The 17,791-nt window shown below is 61.3% G+C and carries 19 protein-coding genes; 9 read left to right on the plus strand and 10 right to left on the minus strand.

Annotated features, from left to right (window positions below):
* Window positions 1-103 precede the first annotated feature (103 nt).
* Window positions 104-553, plus strand: coding sequence for a type II 3-dehydroquinate dehydratase (aroQ, locus tag PF1751_RS24135; protein WP_010206717.1), 450 nt, complete (start codon window positions 104-106; stop codon window positions 551-553).
* On the plus strand, window positions 550-1,398 hold the full coding sequence (locus PF1751_RS24140) for a shikimate dehydrogenase (protein WP_010206718.1): 849 nt from the start codon (window positions 550-552) through the stop codon (window positions 1,396-1,398). Before aroQ ends, PF1751_RS24140 begins: the two co-directional genes overlap by 4 nt.
* 133 nt (window positions 1,399-1,531) lie before the next feature.
* On the opposite strand, the gene PF1751_RS24145 is transcribed toward PF1751_RS24140, so the two are convergent.
* Entirely contained in the window at window positions 1,532-2,173 is a 642-nt protein-coding gene (locus tag PF1751_RS24145) for a TetR/AcrR family transcriptional regulator (protein ID WP_010206720.1), read from the minus strand.
* Between the two features lie 78 nt (window positions 2,174-2,251).
* Entirely contained in the window at window positions 2,252-4,153 is a 1,902-nt protein-coding gene (gene quiC, locus PF1751_RS24150) for a 3-dehydroshikimate dehydratase QuiC (protein ID WP_010206721.1), read from the minus strand.
* Between the two features lie 221 nt (window positions 4,154-4,374).
* On the opposite strand from quiC, the gene PF1751_RS24155 reads away from it, so the two are divergent.
* Window positions 4,375-5,709, plus strand: coding sequence for an MFS transporter (locus PF1751_RS24155; protein ID WP_010206724.1), 1,335 nt, complete (start codon window positions 4,375-4,377; stop codon window positions 5,707-5,709).
* 13 nt (window positions 5,710-5,722) lie between these two features.
* On the opposite strand, the gene PF1751_RS24160 is transcribed toward PF1751_RS24155, so the two are convergent.
* On the minus strand, window positions 5,723-6,601 hold the full coding sequence (locus tag PF1751_RS24160; protein WP_010206725.1) for a DMT family transporter: 879 nt from the start codon (window positions 6,599-6,601) through the stop codon (window positions 5,723-5,725).
* A 178-nt stretch (window positions 6,602-6,779) separates the two neighbouring features.
* On the opposite strand from PF1751_RS24160, the gene PF1751_RS24165 reads away from it, so the two are divergent.
* From PF1751_RS24165 to PF1751_RS24175, 3 genes are all read left to right on the plus strand, one after another.
* The gene (locus PF1751_RS24165) at window positions 6,780-7,196 is read left to right on the plus strand and encodes a lipoprotein (protein WP_044287930.1); all 417 of its coding nucleotides are present in this window, start codon (window positions 6,780-6,782) and stop codon (window positions 7,194-7,196) included.
* Window positions 7,197-7,279: 83 nt separating this feature from the next.
* Window positions 7,280-8,167: a KPN_02809 family neutral zinc metallopeptidase gene (gene ypfJ, locus PF1751_RS24170; protein WP_010206727.1), complete on the plus strand. Its 888-nt coding sequence runs from the start codon at window positions 7,280-7,282 to the stop codon at window positions 8,165-8,167.
* Window positions 8,168-9,139 carry a lipoprotein gene (locus PF1751_RS24175; RefSeq protein WP_044287931.1) on the plus strand — a complete coding sequence of 324 codons (972 nt, stop codon included), beginning with the start codon at window positions 8,168-8,170 and terminating at the stop codon, window positions 9,137-9,139.
* A gap of 48 nt (window positions 9,140-9,187) precedes the next feature.
* On the opposite strand, the gene PF1751_RS24180 is transcribed toward PF1751_RS24175, so the two are convergent.
* The 3 genes from PF1751_RS24180 to PF1751_RS24190 are packed head-to-tail and all read right to left on the minus strand — an operon-like array spanning window position 9,188 to window position 11,249.
* The gene (locus PF1751_RS24180) at window positions 9,188-9,775 is read right to left on the minus strand and encodes an HAD family hydrolase (RefSeq protein ID WP_010206729.1); all 588 of its coding nucleotides are present in this window, start codon (window positions 9,773-9,775) and stop codon (window positions 9,188-9,190) included.
* Entirely contained in the window at window positions 9,772-10,641 is an 870-nt protein-coding gene (gene tesB, locus PF1751_RS24185; protein WP_010206730.1) for an acyl-CoA thioesterase II, read from the minus strand. The genes PF1751_RS24180 and tesB overlap by 4 nt, the downstream gene beginning before the upstream one ends.
* 38 nt (window positions 10,642-10,679) lie before the next feature.
* On the minus strand, window positions 10,680-11,249 hold the full coding sequence (locus PF1751_RS24190; RefSeq protein WP_010206731.1) for a GNAT family N-acetyltransferase: 570 nt from the start codon (window positions 11,247-11,249) through the stop codon (window positions 10,680-10,682).
* Between the two features lie 75 nt (window positions 11,250-11,324).
* On the opposite strand from PF1751_RS24190, the gene PF1751_RS24195 reads away from it, so the two are divergent.
* The gene (locus PF1751_RS24195) at window positions 11,325-12,245 is read left to right on the plus strand and encodes a histone deacetylase family protein (protein WP_010206733.1); all 921 of its coding nucleotides are present in this window, start codon (window positions 11,325-11,327) and stop codon (window positions 12,243-12,245) included.
* A 170-nt stretch (window positions 12,246-12,415) separates the two neighbouring features.
* The gene (locus PF1751_RS24200) at window positions 12,416-13,642 is read left to right on the plus strand and encodes a TIGR03862 family flavoprotein (RefSeq protein ID WP_010206734.1); all 1,227 of its coding nucleotides are present in this window, start codon (window positions 12,416-12,418) and stop codon (window positions 13,640-13,642) included.
* Window positions 13,643-13,765: 123 nt separating this feature from the next.
* Here the strand turns inward: PF1751_RS24200 and PF1751_RS24205 are convergent, their stop codons facing one another.
* Both PF1751_RS24205 and yedA read right to left on the minus strand, forming a co-directional pair.
* Complete coding sequence (locus PF1751_RS24205) at window positions 13,766-15,100, minus strand: RNA helicase RhlE1 (protein WP_010206735.1); 1,335 nt, start codon at window positions 15,098-15,100, stop codon at window positions 13,766-13,768.
* A 48-nt stretch (window positions 15,101-15,148) separates the two neighbouring features.
* Window positions 15,149-16,045: a drug/metabolite exporter YedA gene (gene yedA / locus PF1751_RS24210; protein WP_010206736.1), complete on the minus strand. Its 897-nt coding sequence runs from the start codon at window positions 16,043-16,045 to the stop codon at window positions 15,149-15,151.
* A gap of 160 nt (window positions 16,046-16,205) precedes the next feature.
* On the opposite strand from yedA, the gene PF1751_RS24215 reads away from it, so the two are divergent.
* Window positions 16,206-16,667, plus strand: a complete 462-nt coding sequence (locus tag PF1751_RS24215) for an Lrp/AsnC family transcriptional regulator (protein ID WP_042570861.1) — start codon at window positions 16,206-16,208, stop codon at window positions 16,665-16,667.
* Window positions 16,668-16,756: 89 nt separating this feature from the next.
* Here PF1751_RS24215 and PF1751_RS29595 read toward each other — a convergent pair whose 3' ends face one another.
* Together PF1751_RS29595 and PF1751_RS24225 are read right to left on the minus strand one after the other, a co-directional pair.
* Window positions 16,757-16,993: an acyl carrier protein gene (locus PF1751_RS29595; RefSeq protein WP_029529010.1), complete on the minus strand. Its 237-nt coding sequence runs from the start codon at window positions 16,991-16,993 to the stop codon at window positions 16,757-16,759.
* 165 nt (window positions 16,994-17,158) lie between these two features.
* On the minus strand, window positions 17,159-17,770 hold the full coding sequence (locus PF1751_RS24225; RefSeq protein ID WP_044287932.1) for a 3'-5' exonuclease: 612 nt from the start codon (window positions 17,768-17,770) through the stop codon (window positions 17,159-17,161).
* Window positions 17,771-17,791: the final 21 nt, after the last annotated feature.

A 17,791-nucleotide genomic window follows, 5' to 3' on the forward strand; every position in this document is an offset into this window, starting at 1 on the left:
TTAACAGTTCGATAATCGAACACATCCACCGCCACCGATTGACCAAATTAACCATCCGGTACATTTTACCTCCACAACGAACAATAACTGTGGAGACCCCCTAATGCCGCCTATCGTGCTGGTGCTCAACGGCCCCAACCTCAACCTGCTCGGTACCCGCGAGCCCGCCACCTACGGCCATGAAACCCTGGCCGATGTCGCCGCGCTGTGTGGCCGCAGTGCCGAACAGCTCGGGCTGAAAATCGAATTTCGCCAGACCAACCACGAAGGCGAACTGCTCGACTGGATCCACGGCGCCCGCGCCCGCTGCGCCGGTATCGTGATCAACCCGGCCGCCTGGACCCACACCTCGGTGGCGATTCGTGACGCGCTGGTCGCCAGCGAAGTGCCGGTGATCGAAGTGCATCTGTCCAACGTGCATGCCCGCGAAGCGTTCCGGCATCACTCGTTTGTGTCGCCCATCGCCAAGGCCGTCCTCGCAGGCTTCGGTAGCCATGGCTACCACCTGGCACTTGAACACTTCAGCCAGCTGTTAAAAGGGTCGGCCCGATGAAACCGCGCATTCTCGCCGGCCTGATCGGCGCCGGCATCCAGGCCTCCCGCACACCCGCCCTGCACGAACAGGAAGGTGATGCCCGGGGCCTGCGCTACCTGTATCGCCTGATAGACCTTGAGCCGCTGCACCTGGACACCAACGCCCTGCCCCACCTGCTGGACGCGGCCGAGTTGATGCACTTCACCGGCCTGAACATTACCTACCCGTGCAAGCAGGCCATCCTGCCGTTGCTCGATGAACTGTCTGACGAGGCTCGCGGCATTGGCGCGGTCAACACCGTGGTGTTCAAGGACGGCAAGCGCATCGGTCACAACACCGACTGCCTGGGGTTTGCCGAAGGCTTTCGGCGCAACTTGAAGGATGTGGCACGCCAGCGCGTGGTGCAGATGGGCGCCGGCGGTGCGGGCGCGGCGGTGGCGCATGCGCTGCTGGCCGAAGGTGTGCAGCAGTTGAGTATTTTCGACGTGGACATCAGCCGCGCCCGCGACCTTGTGGATAACCTCGCGCAGCGTTTCGGCACGGGTCGCGCTCAAGTGGGCAGCCAACTGGAAAATGCCATGGCCGAGGCCGATGGCCTGGTGAACACCACACCGATGGGCATGGCCAAGTTGCCGGGCACACCGGTTCCGGCCACCTTGCTACGCACAGAATTGTGGGTGGCGGAAATCGTGTATTTCCCATTGGAAACCGAACTGCTGCGTGATGCCCGTGCCTTGGGTTGCCGTACGCTGGATGGCGGCAACATGGCGGTGTTTCAGGCGGTGAAGGCGTTTGAGTTATTCAGTGGGGAAGTGCCGGATGCGCAGCGGATGCTGGCGCACTTCCAAAGCATGAATACCTGACAGAAGAAACCAAACCCAAATGTGGGAGCGGGCTTGCTCGCGAATGCGGTGTTTCAGTCACGATTCAGTTGACTGACCCACCGCATTCGCGAGCAAGCCCGCTCCCACAGGGACTGCGCTGCGCCCTGCGTACTCAGGCCTGCAAGTAACGCATCACTGAATCACAAATCATGTCCCGATGCCGCTGTTTAACCGCCTCATCCGACAGCTCGATCTGAAAGATCTCACTGAACGTATGGCGGTTGGACACGCGGTAAAAGCTGAACGAGTTGATCAGCAGGTGCACGTCCAGCGGCTCCAGTCCCTCGCGAAACAACCCCAGCTCAGCCCCACGGCGCAACGTCGCACCCAGCGCTTCCAGGATGTTGCTGTTCATCGCCTTGATCGAATCCGAACGCTTCACGTACTCGGCATTGTGGATATTTTCGATGCTGACAATGCGCACGAAATCCACGTTCTGGTCGTGGTGATCAAACGTGAATTCCACCAGCCGCCGGATCGCCTCACGGGGTTCCAGCGCGGTGAGGTTCATGCGGGTTTCGGTCGTGCGAATGTCGCCGTAGAGCTTCTCCAGCACCTCGACGTACAGCTGCTCCTTGCTGCCGAAGTAGTAATAGATCATGCGCTTGGAGGTGTGGATGCGCTCGGCGATCGCGTCCACCCGAGCGCCGGAAAGGCCCTGCTGGACAAACTCGACGATGGCTTCCTGGAGTATGTTTTCGCGGGTCTTTTCCGGATTGTTCTTACGACTCTTGCGGGGTGCCTCGGTGGTCATGGTGCGCTCACGGCCAGTGTTATGCAGGCCGTGATTATGGGCCGCGATGCTGCCTGAAAGAAAGCACCTGACCCAGCGTTATAAACGCGCCTGGCGTACCGCGCCGCTGCGGGATTTGGCCATCGCGGCCAGGCGCACCGCCACATTGGCCGCGCCATAGCCGGCATAGCCGTTCTTGCGCTGGATGATCTCGAAGAAAAACCGCCCTTCAAAGGGTTCGGTGTACACATGAAACAACTCGCCCCCCTGAGCGTCGCGGTCGTACAACACGTTGTAGTACGCCAACTCGCTGAGGAACTCGTCGTCGAAATCGAAACGCGCCGCCAGGTCGTCATAGTAGTTGAGCGGGATATCCAGCAGCGGCACACCCGCCTCTTTGGCGCGGCGCACTTCGGCGAAAATATCCGCGCAGTCGAAGGCAATGTGGTGCACGCCCGAGCCGCGATAGCTCGACAGCGCATGGGAAATCGCAGTGTTGCGGTTTTCGGAGATGTTCAGCGGCAGGCGGATCGAGCTGCAACGGCTACGCAGCGCACGGCTTTTCACCAAACCATACGGGTCGGGCAGCACCACTTCGTCGTCGGCTTCAAAGTCCAGCAGGCTCTTGTAGAACAGCACCCAACTGTCGAGGCTGTCGGCCGGCAAAGCCATGGCCATGTGGTCGATGCGCAGCAAGCCGCCGCTGGATGATGCGGCGGGCTGCAGGTTGAAGTCGGTGTCGTACAACCCGCCTTCGCTCGGATCCACCAGATAAATCAGGCTGCCATCCGGCGCGCGCACCGCCGCCAGTTCCAGCTCGTTAGGCCCGACCAGGCCGCGATACGGCTGGCCTTTGTAAGCCATCGCGCGCTCCAGGGCCTTGGCGCTGTCCTTGACCCGAATCGCGGTGGCGCACAACGACGGCCCGTGGGCCTCAAAAAAGTTGTGGGCAAACGAATAGGGCTCGCAGTTGAGGATCAGGTTGATATCGCCCTGGCGCAACAGGCTCACGCTCTTGGAGCGATGCTGCCCGGCCTTGACGAAACCCAGGCGTTCCAGCCAGTAGGTGAGCTTGGCGCCGAGGCTTTCGTCCACGGCAAATTCGAGGAACTCGATGCCGTCGTATTCACTGGCCGCCGGGGTGTCGAACAGGATATCGAGCGGTTGTGCAGGAGCCTCCTGCTGCAGGCGCTCGCGGGTTTTCTCTTCCAGGTACAGCAAAGAGCGCAAGCCATCCGCCGCATTCGCACGGGTCGGCGCAGCGCGGAAGCCGTCGTTGAAAATTTCCAGGGACAGCGGCCCGGTGTAACCGCTCTTGATGATCGGCGCGAGGAACCCTGCCAGGTCGAACTCACCTTGGCCGGGGAAGCAGCGAAAATGTCGGCTCCACTCCAGCACGTCCATGGCCAGGATCGGCGCGTCGGCCATTTGCACGAAGAAAATCTTGTCGCCGGGAATCTCGGCGATAGCACTTGGGTCGCCTTTGAGGGAGAGGGTGTGGAAGCTGTCGAGCAATACGCCGAGGTTAGGGTGATCAACCTGACGCACCAGGTTCCACACCTGTTGCCAGGTATTCACATGCTTGCCCCAGGCCAACGCTTCATAGCCAATGCGCAGGCCACGACGGCCAGCGTGTTCGGCGAGCAGGCTCAGGTCATCGAGCAAGATACGCTCGTCCCCCACGCAGTCGGCCGAGGCATTGCTGCACACCAGCACCAGGTCGGTGCCCAGTTCCTGCATCAAGTCGAATTTGCGTTCGGCGCGTTCCAGGTTGCGTGCCAGGCGGTCACGGCGGCAGCCTTCAAAGTCGCGGAACGGCTGGAACAAGGTGATGGCGATGCCCAGATCGGCGCACATCTGCCTAACTTCGCGGGGGCTGCCGTCGTAATACAACAGATCGTTTTCGAAGATTTCTACACCGTCGAACCCGGCGGCCGCGATGGCTTCGAGTTTTTCCGGCAGGGTTCCGCTCAAGGAAACGGTGGCAATAGAGCGTTGCATGGGCGACTCCCGGCGTTTGAGGCTGGTCTTATTTACGGCAAATTATTGGCCGCTAAACTGTTCACAGCAATTAAAATGTACGAACCGGTTAGTTTTTGGTGCGATTATCGAACACTATGCCCCTTTGGCGAATTGACGATTTTTTAGCCGCTGCGCACCATCGATTCAGTAACAAGACCCAGAACACACCATAAAAATTTCAAAAAAACGGGTACGACCTCATGCCTCTGCAAAACTCCGCCCTGGCCGCGCGCCACGGCACCCCGCACGCCGGCATCGGCGACAAGATCCGCGGCGCCCTGGCCGTGGGTAAAACGCGCTGGGGCATGTTGGCCCTGGTGTTTTTCGCCACCACCCTCAACTACATCGACCGCGCCGCGCTGGGCGTCATGCAGCCGATCCTCGCCAAAGAGATGAGCTGGACGGCGATGGATTACGCCAACATCAACTTCTGGTTCCAGGTCGGCTACGCCATCGGTTTTGTGCTGCAGGGCCGCCTGATCGACCGGGTGGGCGTCAAACGTGTGTTCTTCTGCGCCGTACTGTTGTGGAGCCTGGCCACCGGCGCCCACGGCCTGGCCACTTCAGCCGTTGGCTTCATGGTGTGCCGCTTTATCCTCGGGTTGACCGAGGCCGCCAACTACCCGGCGTGCGTCAAGACCACGCGCTTGTGGTTCCCGGCCGGTGAGCGTGCGGTGGCTACCGGTATCTTCAACGCCGGCACCAACGTCGGCGCGATGATGACGCCAATGCTGCTGCCGTTGATCCTGCATGTATGGGGCTGGCAGGCTGCGTTCCTGTGCATGTCGGCACTCGGCGGGATCTGGTTGGTGTTCTGGGGCCTGAAGTACTTCAACCCGGAAGACCATCCCAGCGTCAAACAATCCGAATTGGACTACGTGCTGCAGGAAGCCGAACCGGAACAACCGCGCGTGCCGTTCACCCGCATCCTGCGCATGCGCGGCACCTGGGCCTTCGCCCTCGCCTACTCGATGACCGCCCCCGTGTTCTGGTTCTACCTGTACTGGCTGCCGCCGTTCCTGAATCAGCAATACAACCTGGGCATCAACGTGACCCAGATGGGTATCCCGCTGATCATCATCTACCTGACTGCGGATTTCGGCAGCGTGGGCGGAGGGATTCTGTCATCGTTCCTGATCGGTCGCGGCATGAACTCGATCAAGGCGCGGCTGCTGTCGATGCTGCTGTTTGCGTGCTGCATCGTCGGCGTGATCATGGCGGCCGGTTCCAGCCAACTGTGGGTCGCGGTGTTTGCCATCTCCCTGGCGATCGGCGCGCATCAGGCCTGGACCGCGAACATCTGGAGCCTGGTGATGGACTACACGCCCAAGCACATGATGAGCACGGTGTTCGGTTTCGGCGGCATGTGCGCGGCCATCGGCGGCATGTTCATGACCCAGATCGTCGGCCATATCCTCACCGTGACCAACAACAACTACACGGTGTTGTTCACGTTGATCCCGGCGATGTACTTCATTGCGCTGACCTGGATGTACTTCATGGCGCCGCGCAAGATTCCTACCGTCGACGTCTGAGCTAACGTCTGAGCTATCGGCGCCGCTGCTGCCAGGCAGCGGCCAGCCCGCTCATGCAGATCACCCCGATGCCGACCACTGTGGTCACATCGGGGGTATGGTTGAACACCAGCCAGCCCAACAACCCCGCGAACACGATCTGGCAATAGCCGAACGGCGCCAGCAAGGCCGGCGCCGCAAAGCGGAACGCCTGGGTCAGCATCAAGTGCGCGGTCATGCCGCAAGTGCCCAGCGCCAGCATCAACGCGCCATGCCACAGCGTCGGAACCTGCCAGAAAAACGGCACCATTGCACTCATCACCAGGGTATTGCACAGGCCGGCAAAGAAGTTGCTGGTGGTGGGTGTGTCGTACTGGCTGAGGATGCGCGTGAGCAGTTGGTAGAAGCAGAAGAACAGCGCCGAACACAGCGGCAGCAACACCGCGGGGGTGAACAATTCACCGCCGGGGTGGATGATGATCAGCACGCCGACAAACCCACAGATCACCGCCAGCCATTGCCCTCGGGTCACGTGTTCACCAAGCAACGGCACCGAGAGCGCCGTCACCAGGATCGGCGCGAGAAAGTTCACCGCCGTGGCTTCCGCCAGTGGGATGTAGTGCAGCGCCGTCGTGAAAAACAGGCTGGTGCCCAACAGGCAGAGCGCCCGTACTACCTGCATCCCCGGACGCTTGCTGCGCAGCACGCGCAAGCCCGATTGCGGCAGGAAAATCCCGGCCATCAACAAGGTGTGCACCAGGTAACGCGCCCACACCACCATCACGATCGGGTAGAACCCGGCCAGGTATTTGGACAGGGCGTCGTGGCTGGAAAACAGAAACGTCGCCAGGACGATCAGCAAAATGCCCTTGAAGGGATGGTTGACGCCGGATAAAGGGGTACTGACGGTCATCGGATTCTCTTGTGTGGCGCGCGATCGGGCTCAACCCAGTAATCTAGCAGCCGGGCTGGAGCCTGCCCCAAGAGCATAACCAAACACCGTGCGAACAGCGCACTAAATCACGGGTTTCGAGTCCAACGCTGCACATCGTCCTTCCAGTTGCACATTTTTTAACCAAGGCCTTGCTGCTATGAAGAAATTCCTCTTTGCTCTTTCCGCCCTTGCCCTGCTCACCGCCTGCAAGCAGGAAACCCAGGAAGCGCCCAAACCTGCGCCCGCTTCCGTGCAAGCCACCCTGGTACCGCAAACCCCACCCACCGATAAATGGGTCGGCAAATGGATCGGCGTCGAAGGCCTCCACCTGACCATCGCCAAGGACGAGAGTATCGGTCGCGGTCATTACATCCTGACCATGCAATACGGCCTCGACGCCGATGACTCGGGCACGTTCAAGGGGGAAGCGGCCGAAGGCGGCATCGCCTTCACCCGTCCGGATGGCCCGCAACTGCTGCGCGCCGGCGACGGTGCTGCCACCGGGATGAAATGGCTGGCGGATAAAAAGGATTGCCTGGTGGTGGATACCGGCGAAGGTTACTGCCGAAATTAAGGTCCATACTCAGTCACTATCACTATTACTGTAGGCGCGAGCTTGCTCGCGCCTACACAGGGTTCATCGAGAGGATTGCCCCAATGCTATGGAAAAAAGGCCGACGCAGTGACAACGTGGTGGATGCCCGCGATGACAGTGGCGGCGGTGGTGGTGGCATGCGCTTTGGTGGCGGCAAAGGCCTGAGCCTCACGGCCATTGTGCTGATCGTCGGCATCGGCTGGATGACCGGCCAGGACCCGTTGCAGATCCTCGGCCAACTGACTGGCCAGATGGAACAGGCGCCGTCGGTAAGCACGCAGTCACGCCAGGCGCCGCCGGCCAACGATGAGCAAGCGGATTTTGTCCGTGCGGTACTGGGCGATACCGAAGACACCTGGGGCCAGGTGTTCAAGGAAAACGGGTTGGCCTATAAGAACCCGAAACTGATTCTGTTCCGCGGCCGGGTGAATTCCGCCTGCGGTGGCGCCACCTCGGCCAGCGGTCCGTTTTATTGCCCGGCTGACCAGCAGGTGTACCTGGACCTGGATTTCTTCCGGGAAATGTCGCAGCGCTTCCAGGCCGCCGGCGACTTTGCCCAAGCCTACGTGATCGCCCACGAAGTCGGGCACCACGTGCAGACGCTGCTGGGTATCTCATCGAAGATCCAGGCGGCGCGCCAGCAGGGCCGGCAGATGCAGGGCGACGGCGGGTTGCTGGTCCGCCAGGAACTGCAAGCCGATTGCTTCGCCGGCGTGTGGGCCAACCGTGCGCAAAAGCGCCTGAACTGGCTGGAGCCTGGCGATATTGAAGAAGCACTGAATGCAGCCAACGCCATCGGCGATGACCGTTTGCAGCAACAGGGTCAAGGGCGCGTCGTGCCGGACTCGTTTACCCATGGCACCTCGGCACAGCGGGTTCGCTGGTTCAAGACCGGCTTCGCCCAGGGCCAGATCACTCAATGCGACACGTTTACCGCCAAGAGTCTCTAGATGAATAAACGATTGGGGTTGCTGCTGGGTTTGTTAGTCACCTGTTCCGCCTTGGCCGCCGAACATGGCGTAAAAGAAGTCAGTCCCGATCGTTTTCACCTGGAGGCCGGCGACCTCAGTCTCGGATTAAGCCAGGACTGGCGCAAACCGCTGCCCCAGGTCACCCGCGCCTTGGTCATCGTGCATGGCCGCCTGCGCAATGCGCAGACTTACCTTCAAAGCGCTGAAGACGCCGCTGCGCATGCGGGCCAAGCCGCCAACACACTGGTGATTGCGCCGCAGTTTCTCAATGCGTCCGACGTAAAGCGCAACCACCTGGACAACCAGGTGCTGCGTTGGAAGGGCAATGACTGGATGGCCGGCGCCCCCTCCACCGCGCCAGGGCAAATCAGCGCCTACGGTGCCCTCGATCAGATCATCAAGCACCTGGGCAACCGCACGCTATTCCCGGCGCTCAAGGAAATCGTGGTGGCCGGTCACTCCGGCGGCGGCCAGGTGGTGCAGCGTTTCGCCCTCACCGGCCACGATCACCCAACCTTGCGAACCGAAGGCATCCGCCTGCGTTATGTGGTGGCCAACCCGTCGTCCTACGCCTACTTCACCGCGCAGCGCCCGGTGCAGTTCGACACGGCCAGTTGCCCAGGTTTCAACGACTGGAAATATGGCCTGCAACACCTGCCGGCCTACGCCAAGGGCCAGAGCGCCGAGCAGCTTGAGCACGCCTATGTGTCACGCAACATCACCTACCTGCTGGGCCAGCAAGACACCGACCCGAACCACCCGGCACTGGACAAAAGCTGCGCCGCTGAAACCCAGGGCGCGTATCGCCTGATTCGTGGGCACAACTATTTTGACTACCTCAAGCAACGGCATCCGCAGTTGAGCCACACGTTGGTGGAAGTGCCGGGGGTGGGGCATAACGGCGATGGGATGTTTACGTCACCAGAGGGCCAGAAAGTACTCTTCCAATAACCCCCCCTGAAGAAACCCAATCAACATGTGGGAGCGCTATTGTCTGGGCTAGATCATCCGGCGCAGCACCGCGCAATCCTCGGCATGCCAATCCGCCAACTCCGGCCAGGGGTTTTCCGGCAGGTTAACCAACACCGTCCGCGTTCCCGCCGCCCGGCCACAATCCAGGTCGAAGCGGTAATCACCGACCATCACCATTTTGCTCGGCGCCACCTCCCAAGCAGCTGCCAGTTTCAGCAAGCCATCCGGATCGGGCTTCGGTTGCGCATCGTCACGCCCCAGCACGTCCTCAATGGCAAAGCAGTCCGCCAGGCCAATCGCCTCCAGCGTGACATGCGCCAACTCCCGCGCATTACGGGTCAGGATGCCCAAACGGTAACCGCGTCCAGCCAGCTCGCGCACCAACTCAACCGCGCCTTCGGCCGCGACTGAACCCAATGCCAACTCACGCTCATGCGCCAGCAACCAGGCATGCTTGGCCGCCGCGACATCCGCGGGCAATGCCGCCAAGTGTGTGAGGATGTCGTCCTCGGGTGGGATCTCCAGGGCCACGCGAATGGCCGCAAAGTCATGCACGGCCACCGTGAGGGTGCCGTCCATATCGAACACCCAGTGCTTTACGTCCGACAGGCTCATGCCCAATCCTTGCGATGGCGGATCAGGCCTTCCTGGGTCACCGAGGCCACCAGTTGCCCTGCGCGGTTGTACACGCTGCCACGGGAGAACCCACGGGAATTGCCGGCCCATGGGCTGTCCATGGCGTACAGCAACCAGTCGTCGGCGCGCAGGTCGGCGTGGAACCACAGCGCGTGGTCGAGGCTGGCGACCTGCATATCTTTCTGCCACACCGTCTTGCCATGGGGCAGCAAGGAGGTGGTCAGCAGGCCAAAGTCCGAGGCATAGGCCAGCAGGTATTTGTGCAGCGCCGGCGCATCAGCCAGGGCGCCGTCGGCGCGGAACCACACGTATTTGACCGGGTCGGACGGCTGCGGGTTGAACGGGTCTTTTTCCGTGACCGGGCGCACTTCAATAGGCTTGGGGCACAGCAGCTTGTCGCGCATGTGCTCGGGGATCAGGTGCGCACGTTGCTGGGTCAGTTCCAGCTCCGACGGCAGGTTTTCCGGCCCCACCACCACTGGCATGGTGGTCTGGTGATCGAAGCCTTGTTCGTCGTACTGGAACGAGGTGGTGCAGGTGAAGATCGGGTGGCCCTTCTGGATCGCGGTCACGCGGCGCGTGCTGAAACTGCCGCCATCACGCACACGGTCCACCGAATACACCACCGGCAACGCTGCATCGCCGGGACGCAGGAAATAACCATGCAGGGAATGCACGTGCCGCGCTTCTTCTACGGTCTGGCTGGCGGCCGACAGCGACTGGCCGAGCACCTGGCCGCCGAACAGTTGGCGAAAACCCAGGTCCTGGCTGCGGCCGCGAAAGAGGTTTTCCTCGATCGGTTCCAGGGTCAGCAAGTCCACCAGATCTTCCAATACTTGGCTCATAGAGCAACTCCTAAAATCTATGGGGCATTCCGGGCTGCCTATCCATGCAGCGTGTCCAACCATTGGGCGCGGGTGATGCGATACAAAACATGATGGCGCAGCGGGTCATCGGCTGCGACCTTGGGGTGTTCAAAATCTGCCTGCGGATCGTAATGCATACCGATGGCCTGCATGACTTTTTGTGATGGCAGATTGGCTTGCGTGGTGAAGGCGACAATCTCGTCCAGGCTCAAGCGATCAAATCCACAGCGCAACGCGGTCCACGCAGCCTCGCTGGCGTACCCCAGGCCCCAGTGTTCGCGAGCCAGGCGCCAGCCGATCTCCACCGCCGGGGCAAAGTCCGCCTCAAAGCTGACATTCAGCAACCCGGTGAGGCCGATGAACTCACCGGTGTCCTTGCGCTGCAACGCCCACAGGCCAAAGCCGTATTCGGCGAAGTGCCCACGAATGCGGCCGATCAACGCGGCGCTTTCCAGGTGGCTCAGTGTGGCCGGGAAATAACGCATCACCTGCGGGTCGGCGCACATGCGCGCAAACTCCGGCAAGTCAGCGTCGCGCCATTGGCGCAGCACCAGGCGTGCACTTTCCAATTCCAGTATCGGCTCCATGGGTCCCCTCCCTTGCCATGTGCGTGAGTGTACAGCGCTGTTAAGATCCGTCGCAGGTTCCCGTCAGAAAATCCCATGCCTTTGCCATTGATCTACCACGATGACTACAGTCCCGAGTTCCCGGCGGACCACCGGTTCCCCATGGACAAGTTCCGCCTGCTGCGCGACCACCTGGTGGACAGCGGCCTGACCGAGGACAGCCAACTGCTGCGCCCGCAGTTGTGCCCACCGGAGATTCTGGCCCTGGCCCATGACGCTGGGTATATCGAACGCTACATGGGCGGCGAGCTGTCACGCGAAGACCAGCGCCGCCTCGGCTTGCCTTGGAACGAAGCCCTCGCCCGCCGTACCGTACGTGCAGTCGGCGGCTCGATTCTCGCGGCGGAGCAAGCCCTTGACCACGGCCTGGCCTGCCACCTGGCCGGCGGCACCCACCACGCCCACTACGATTACCCGGCAGGTTTCTGCATCTTCAATGACCTGGCGGTGATCAGCCATTACCTGCTGGCCAGCGGCCGGGTCAATCGTGTGCTGATCTTCGATTGCGACGTGCACCAGGGCGACGGCACCGCGCGCATCCTCCACGACACGCCGGACGCCATCACCGTGTCGCTGCACTGTGAAAAGAACTTCCCGGCGCGCAAAGCCCAGAGTGACTGGGACATTCCACTGCCCATGGGCATGGGCGACGCCGACTACCTCAAGGTGGTGGATGACGCCCTCAACTACCTGCTGCCGCTCTACCAACCCGATCTGGTGCTATACGACGCCGGCGTTGATGTACACAAGGACGACGCCCTCGGTTACCTCAAGCTGACAGACGAAGGCGTCGCCGCCCGCGATGAAAGCGTGATGCGCCACTGCCTGGGCCGCGACATTCCGGTCATGGGCGTGATCGGTGGCGGCTACAGCAAGGACCGCCCGGCCCTCGCCCGCCGCCACGGCATCCTGCACCACAGTGCGCAACGGGTGTGGACGTCATCAGGTTGTCATTGAACCGTGGGCGTTACCCACAATGCCTGTGGAACCACCTGTGGATAACTTGAGCGTAAGCACCTGAAAGCCAGAGGCAGTCTGGCCTGTAGGAAGTTGTACATTTTTTGATCAGGCAGTTGTGCCGTCCTCGGGTAGAATGCTCGGCCTATTCAGCGACCGTAGCCCGACCCATGCCTCAGACCCCTCCTCCTCATGTTGCCATTATCGGCGGCGGCCCTGCCGGGCTGATGGCCGCCGAAGTCCTGAGCCAGGCGGGCGTGCGGGTGGACCTGTACGACGGCATGCCGTCCGTGGGGCGCAAGTTCCTGCTGGCCGGCGTGGGCGGCATGAACATCACGCATTCCGAGGCGTACCCGGCGTTTCTGTCGCGCTACGCCGAACGTGCGCCACACATGGCGCCCTTGCTGCGCGCATTTGGGGCCGAGGCGTTGTGCGAATGGATCCACGGCTTGGGGATCGAGACCTTTGTCGGCACCTCGGGCCGGGTGTTTCCTACCGACATGAAAGCTGCACCGCTGCTGCGTGCCTGGCTCAAGCGCCTGCGCGACCAGGGCGTGGTTATCCACACCCGCCATCGCTGGGTGGGCTGGAATGCCGAGGGCGACTTACTTATCCACAGCCCTGACGGCGAAAAAACTGTCCACAGCGACGCCGTGCTGCTGGCCCTTGGCGGCGGCAGCTGGTCGCGGCTGGGCTCTGACGGTGCCTGGCTCAAGTTGCTGGAGGACAAAGGCGTACCCTACGCCCCGCTGCAACCCAGCAATTGCGGTTTCGAGGTGTCGGCCTGGAGCGAACTGATGGTCAGTAAATTCGCGGGCGCGCCGTTGAAAAACGTCGCCATCGGGCTGGGAGATGACAAGCCTCGCCTGGGCGAATGTGTGGTCACGGCAATGGGTATCGAAGGCAGCTTGATCTACGCGTTGTCGGCACCGATCCGGGAAGTGATCAACCGCGACGGCTCGGCCACCGTGCATATCGACCTGTTGCCGAGCAAGCCGCTGGACAAGGTTCAGGCCGCGCTGGCCAAACCACGTGGCTCACGCTCGATGAGCAAGCATTTGCACAGTCAGTTGGGGCTGGACGGGGTGAAAGCGGCACTGCTGCGCGAGTTGGCACCGGCTGACCACTTCAACGATCCGGCGCAATTGGCGGTGGATATCAAGGCGCTGCCGTTGACCCTGGTGAAGACCCGGCCAATGGATGAGGCGATCAGCACAGCCGGCGGCGTGCCGTTTGAGGCGTTGGATGAGCGGTTGATGCTCAAGCCGTTGCCGGGGGTGTTTTGTGCAGGGGAGATGCTCGACTGGGAAGCGCCGACGGGGGGCTATCTACTCACAGGATGCTTTGCCAGCGGACGGGCGGCTGGGCGCGGCATGTTGGAGTGGCTTAAGCGCTGAGACTTGTGGCGAATTCAAAGTCGCTTTCGCAAGCAAGCCCGCTCCCACATTTTTGATCTGTGAATACATTCAAAATGTGGGAGCGGGCTTGCTCGCGATGGGGCCATCAGCAACGCCGAAAAATCACTTCTTCTTGCGCGGCCCAGTGTTAAAAACAGGCACCTTGCGCACCGGTTTGATCGACGGCTCTGCCGGCGCCACTTCCCCGCTGTCCACCCACTTGCCCAGGTTGCGCTTACCGCCGCCACCAGAGCTTTTAGGTTTCTTCGGTTTTTTCGGCTTCTTCACCACCTGCCCGCTGGCATCGGTGTCCGGCACGCGGTGCTCCGGTTCGAAATCCTGTTCCATGTGACGGGTCAGGGTCTGACGGGTCAGCATCTCGATGGCCGACAGCATGTTCACTTCATCGGCACACACCAGGGAAATCGCCTCACCGGTGTTGCCCGCACGGCCGGTACGGCCGATACGGTGGATGTAGTCCTCGGCCACGATCGGCAGGTCGAAGTTGACCACCAGCGGCAGGTCTTCGATATCCAGGCCACGGGCCGCCACATCGGTGGCTACCAGGATCTGCACTTCACTGGACTTGAAGCGGTCCAGTGCGCGTTGGCGGGTAGCCTGAGGCTTGTCGCCATGGATGCCGTCGGCATTGATGCCCAGGCCCTGCAACTTATCCACCAGCGCATCCACACCGTTACGGGTCTTGGCGAACACCAGCACCTGCTTCCAGCGACCTTTGCGCATCAGGTGCACAAACAGCTCCGGCTTGCGCTTCTTGTCCACCGGCACGACCCACTGCTTGACCGTGTTGGCAGCGACGTTGCGCGGGCTGACTTCGATGCTCAGCGGATCGTTGAGCATCTGCCCGGCCAGCAGGCGGATGTCATCGGAGAAGGTCGCGGAGAACAGCAGCGTCTGGCGCTTTTTCGGCAACATGCGATAAATGTTGGCAAGCTCTTCGGAGAAGCCCAGGTCGAGCATGCGGTCGGCTTCGTCCAGCACCAGGGTTTGCAGCTGGTTGAGTTTCAGCGCGTTTTGGCGGAACAGGTCAATCAGGCGGCCAGGGGTGGCGACCAGGATGTCGACACCTTTGCGCAACTTCATCATCTGCGGGTTGATGCTCACGCCGCCGTACACCGCGTAAGTGGTCAGCGGCAGGTTTTGCGCGTACTCGGCGACGCTGGCGTGCACCTGTTCGGCGAGCTCGCGGGTCGGGCACAGGATCAGCGCACGGGCCGAGTTGGCGGCGACTTTCGGCCCTTCCATCGTCAACAGTTGCAACAACGGCACGGCGAAACCGGCGGTCTTGCCGGTGCCGGTCTGGGCCGCGGCCATCAGGTCGCGACCGGCCAGCACCGCCGGAATGGCTTGCGCCTGCACCGGCGTCGGGGTCTGGTAGCCAAGCGTCTCAAGGGCGCGCAGCAAGGGTTCGATCAGGCCAAGGGTGGCGAAAGTCATGTAGATACCGTAGGAAAAATTCAGCGCAAGGGCGTAATGCGCGGCAGTTTACCTTATTTCCGGCTTCGGCTTGCGCCACTGGGGCAGGCTGATCAACAGCACGGCGCTGATAATCACCAACATGGCCAGGGCTTCTTCCAGACCAATGGTCTCGCCCACGAACACAATCCCCAGCAACACCGCCACCGCCGGGTTCACATAGGCATAGCTGGTCGCGGCCGCCGGGCGGACATGCTTGAGCAGGTACATGTAGGCATTGAAGGCAATGATCGAGCCGAACACGGTCAGATACGCCAGGGCCAGCCAGCCTTCCAGCGGTGGCACAGCCTGCAGGCGTTCACCGGACAGCGCGCTGACCATCAGCAACGCCACACCGGCGACCAGCATTTCCGCAGCACTGGCCATGGCGCCTTGGGGCAACGGCAACTGTCGGCTCCACACCGAACCAAACGCCCAGGATGCCGCCGCCACCAACAGCAACACAGCCCCCATCGGGCTCGATTGCAACGTACTGCCCATGTTGAGCATGGCAATGCCGATGATCCCCAGGATCACCCCAGCCCATTCCAGACGGGTGTTACGCGCGCCCCAGAAATACCCACATAGCAAGGTGAACAACGGCACGGTCGCCACGGCCAACGCCGCCACGCCGGACGACACACCCATGTGTTCCGCCACACTGACCCCACCATTGCCCACGGTGAGCAACAAAAGACCGATCATCCCGGCCGCCTTCCACTGCGGCCAAGTCGGTGCCGGCACCCCGCGCCAGCGCAGGAAGCCGTACATCAATGCCCCCGCCGTGCAGAACCGAATCCCCGCCAGCAACAACGGCGGCCAGTACTCCACACCGATGCGAATCACCAGGTAGGTAGACCCCCAAATCACATACAACGCAAAAAAGGCGGCGATCAACGGTAAGGGAAAGCGACGTGGGCCAGGCATTGGGCGGCTCTATGGCAGGAGATGGGAGGCTTATTCTAAAAAGGCAGGTCGCTAAACATAAGTTACAAAACCTGTTTAAAACGCCAATACACTTTTCAAAGCATGGTTGTGAAGGCTATAAACCGTGCTTTCGAAAGTCACGCGCAACCGGAGCCTTATCATGGACAAATACGACCGCCTGCTCCTCAGCGCCCTGCTCGAAGACGGCCGCGCTTCCTACGCGCAATTGGCCCGCACGGTGAACCTCTCTGCCCCTGCCGTGGCCGAACGCGTGGCGAAGCTGGAGGCCAGTGGCGTGATCACCGGGTATCAGGCCAAGGTGGACCTGTCCAAAGTCGGTTTGCCGATTCAATGCGTGATGGAACTGCGGCTGACTAACCATGGCAGCCAAAAGACCTACGACGCCCTGGCGCAGATCCCCGAGTTGACCGAGTGCCATCGGGTGACGGGTGATCCGTGCGTGATCATGCAGGCGGCAGTGGGGTCTATGCCGGAGTTGGAGAACTTGATCAATCGCGTAGCGAAATTCGGCTTTAGCAAGACCTCGATCATTTTGTCGAGCGCGATAGAGCGGCGGGTGCCGTTGGGGCAGTTGGAGGGGATCGGGAAGAGTGGTGGCTGACCCACCGCCATCGCGGGCAAGCCCGGCTCCCACCTTTGAAATGCATTCCAACTGTGGGAGCAGGCTTGCCTGCGATGACGTAAGTTGCATCAATGCACATTTGAGCGTTCAACAATCCAATCGATAATCTGCCTGATCGTGGTGATGTCATCCCAATCTGCCTGAGTGGCTTGCAGCTTGAACTGCCACTTGATCTGCATGACGAAGCAGGTCAAATCGTCATCAATGATCTTGAAGTCATGGATGAAATCCGTTTGCTCTGTCACTTGGCTGCGGTCGATGAAGCCGATGATGTCGACGAATAGCTGAATGACCTTTTCGCTGATCTGCGCAAAGACTGCCCCTCGATGACCGCCGCCTAGCTAATGTGGGAGCGGGCTTGCTCGCGAAAGCGGTGGATCAGTCAATACAGGTGCTGACTGACACTCCGCTTTCGCGAGCAAGCCCGCTCCCACCATTGGATCTTCGGTTGTTTTGGGATTGCGGCGGGTTTAGAACCCGCGATGTTTCTTCAGATGCTCATTGATCTTCGCCGCTGGCACTTTCTGCAAGGTGCACAGCAGGTCGTGGGACAGTTCACGCAAGCCGTGGGTACGCCGCAGTTCCTGGGCCAGGTGGGCCGTGAGGTTGGCCGCCATTTCCGCATCCGCCAGCGCTCGGTGAGCCTGGCCGGTGTGGGGCAGTTGGGCGTAGGCGTTGAGGGTGCCGAGCTTGTGGTTGGGCGCAGCCGGCATGAGGCGGCGGGCAAGCAGCAGGGAGCAGGCGAATTTCTGCAGGCGGGTGCGGCGGATCAGGCCCAGCTCGTAGTCCCAGAACTTCTGGTCGAACGCGGCGTTGTGCGCCATCAGCGGCGTGGTGCCGACGAACTCGTTGACCTCGTTCATTACCCGCTCGGCCGGCGGCGCGCTGCGCAGCATGGCGTTGCTGATGCCGGTGAGTTGTTCGATGAAAGCGGGCACATGCACGCCGGTTTTCATCAGGCTCTGATAGCGGTCCACGATCTGGCCACGCTCAAGGATGACCACCGCGATTTCCGTGGCCCGGCAGTGGCTGCTCGGGGTGATGCCGGTGGTTTCAAAGTCGATGACCGCTATACGTTCCAAACCTGTTCCAACTCTGTGAAA

The sequence above is a fragment of the Pseudomonas simiae genome (assembly GCF_000934565.1).
GTDB lineage: Bacteria > Pseudomonadota > Gammaproteobacteria > Pseudomonadales > Pseudomonadaceae > Aquipseudomonas > Aquipseudomonas simiae.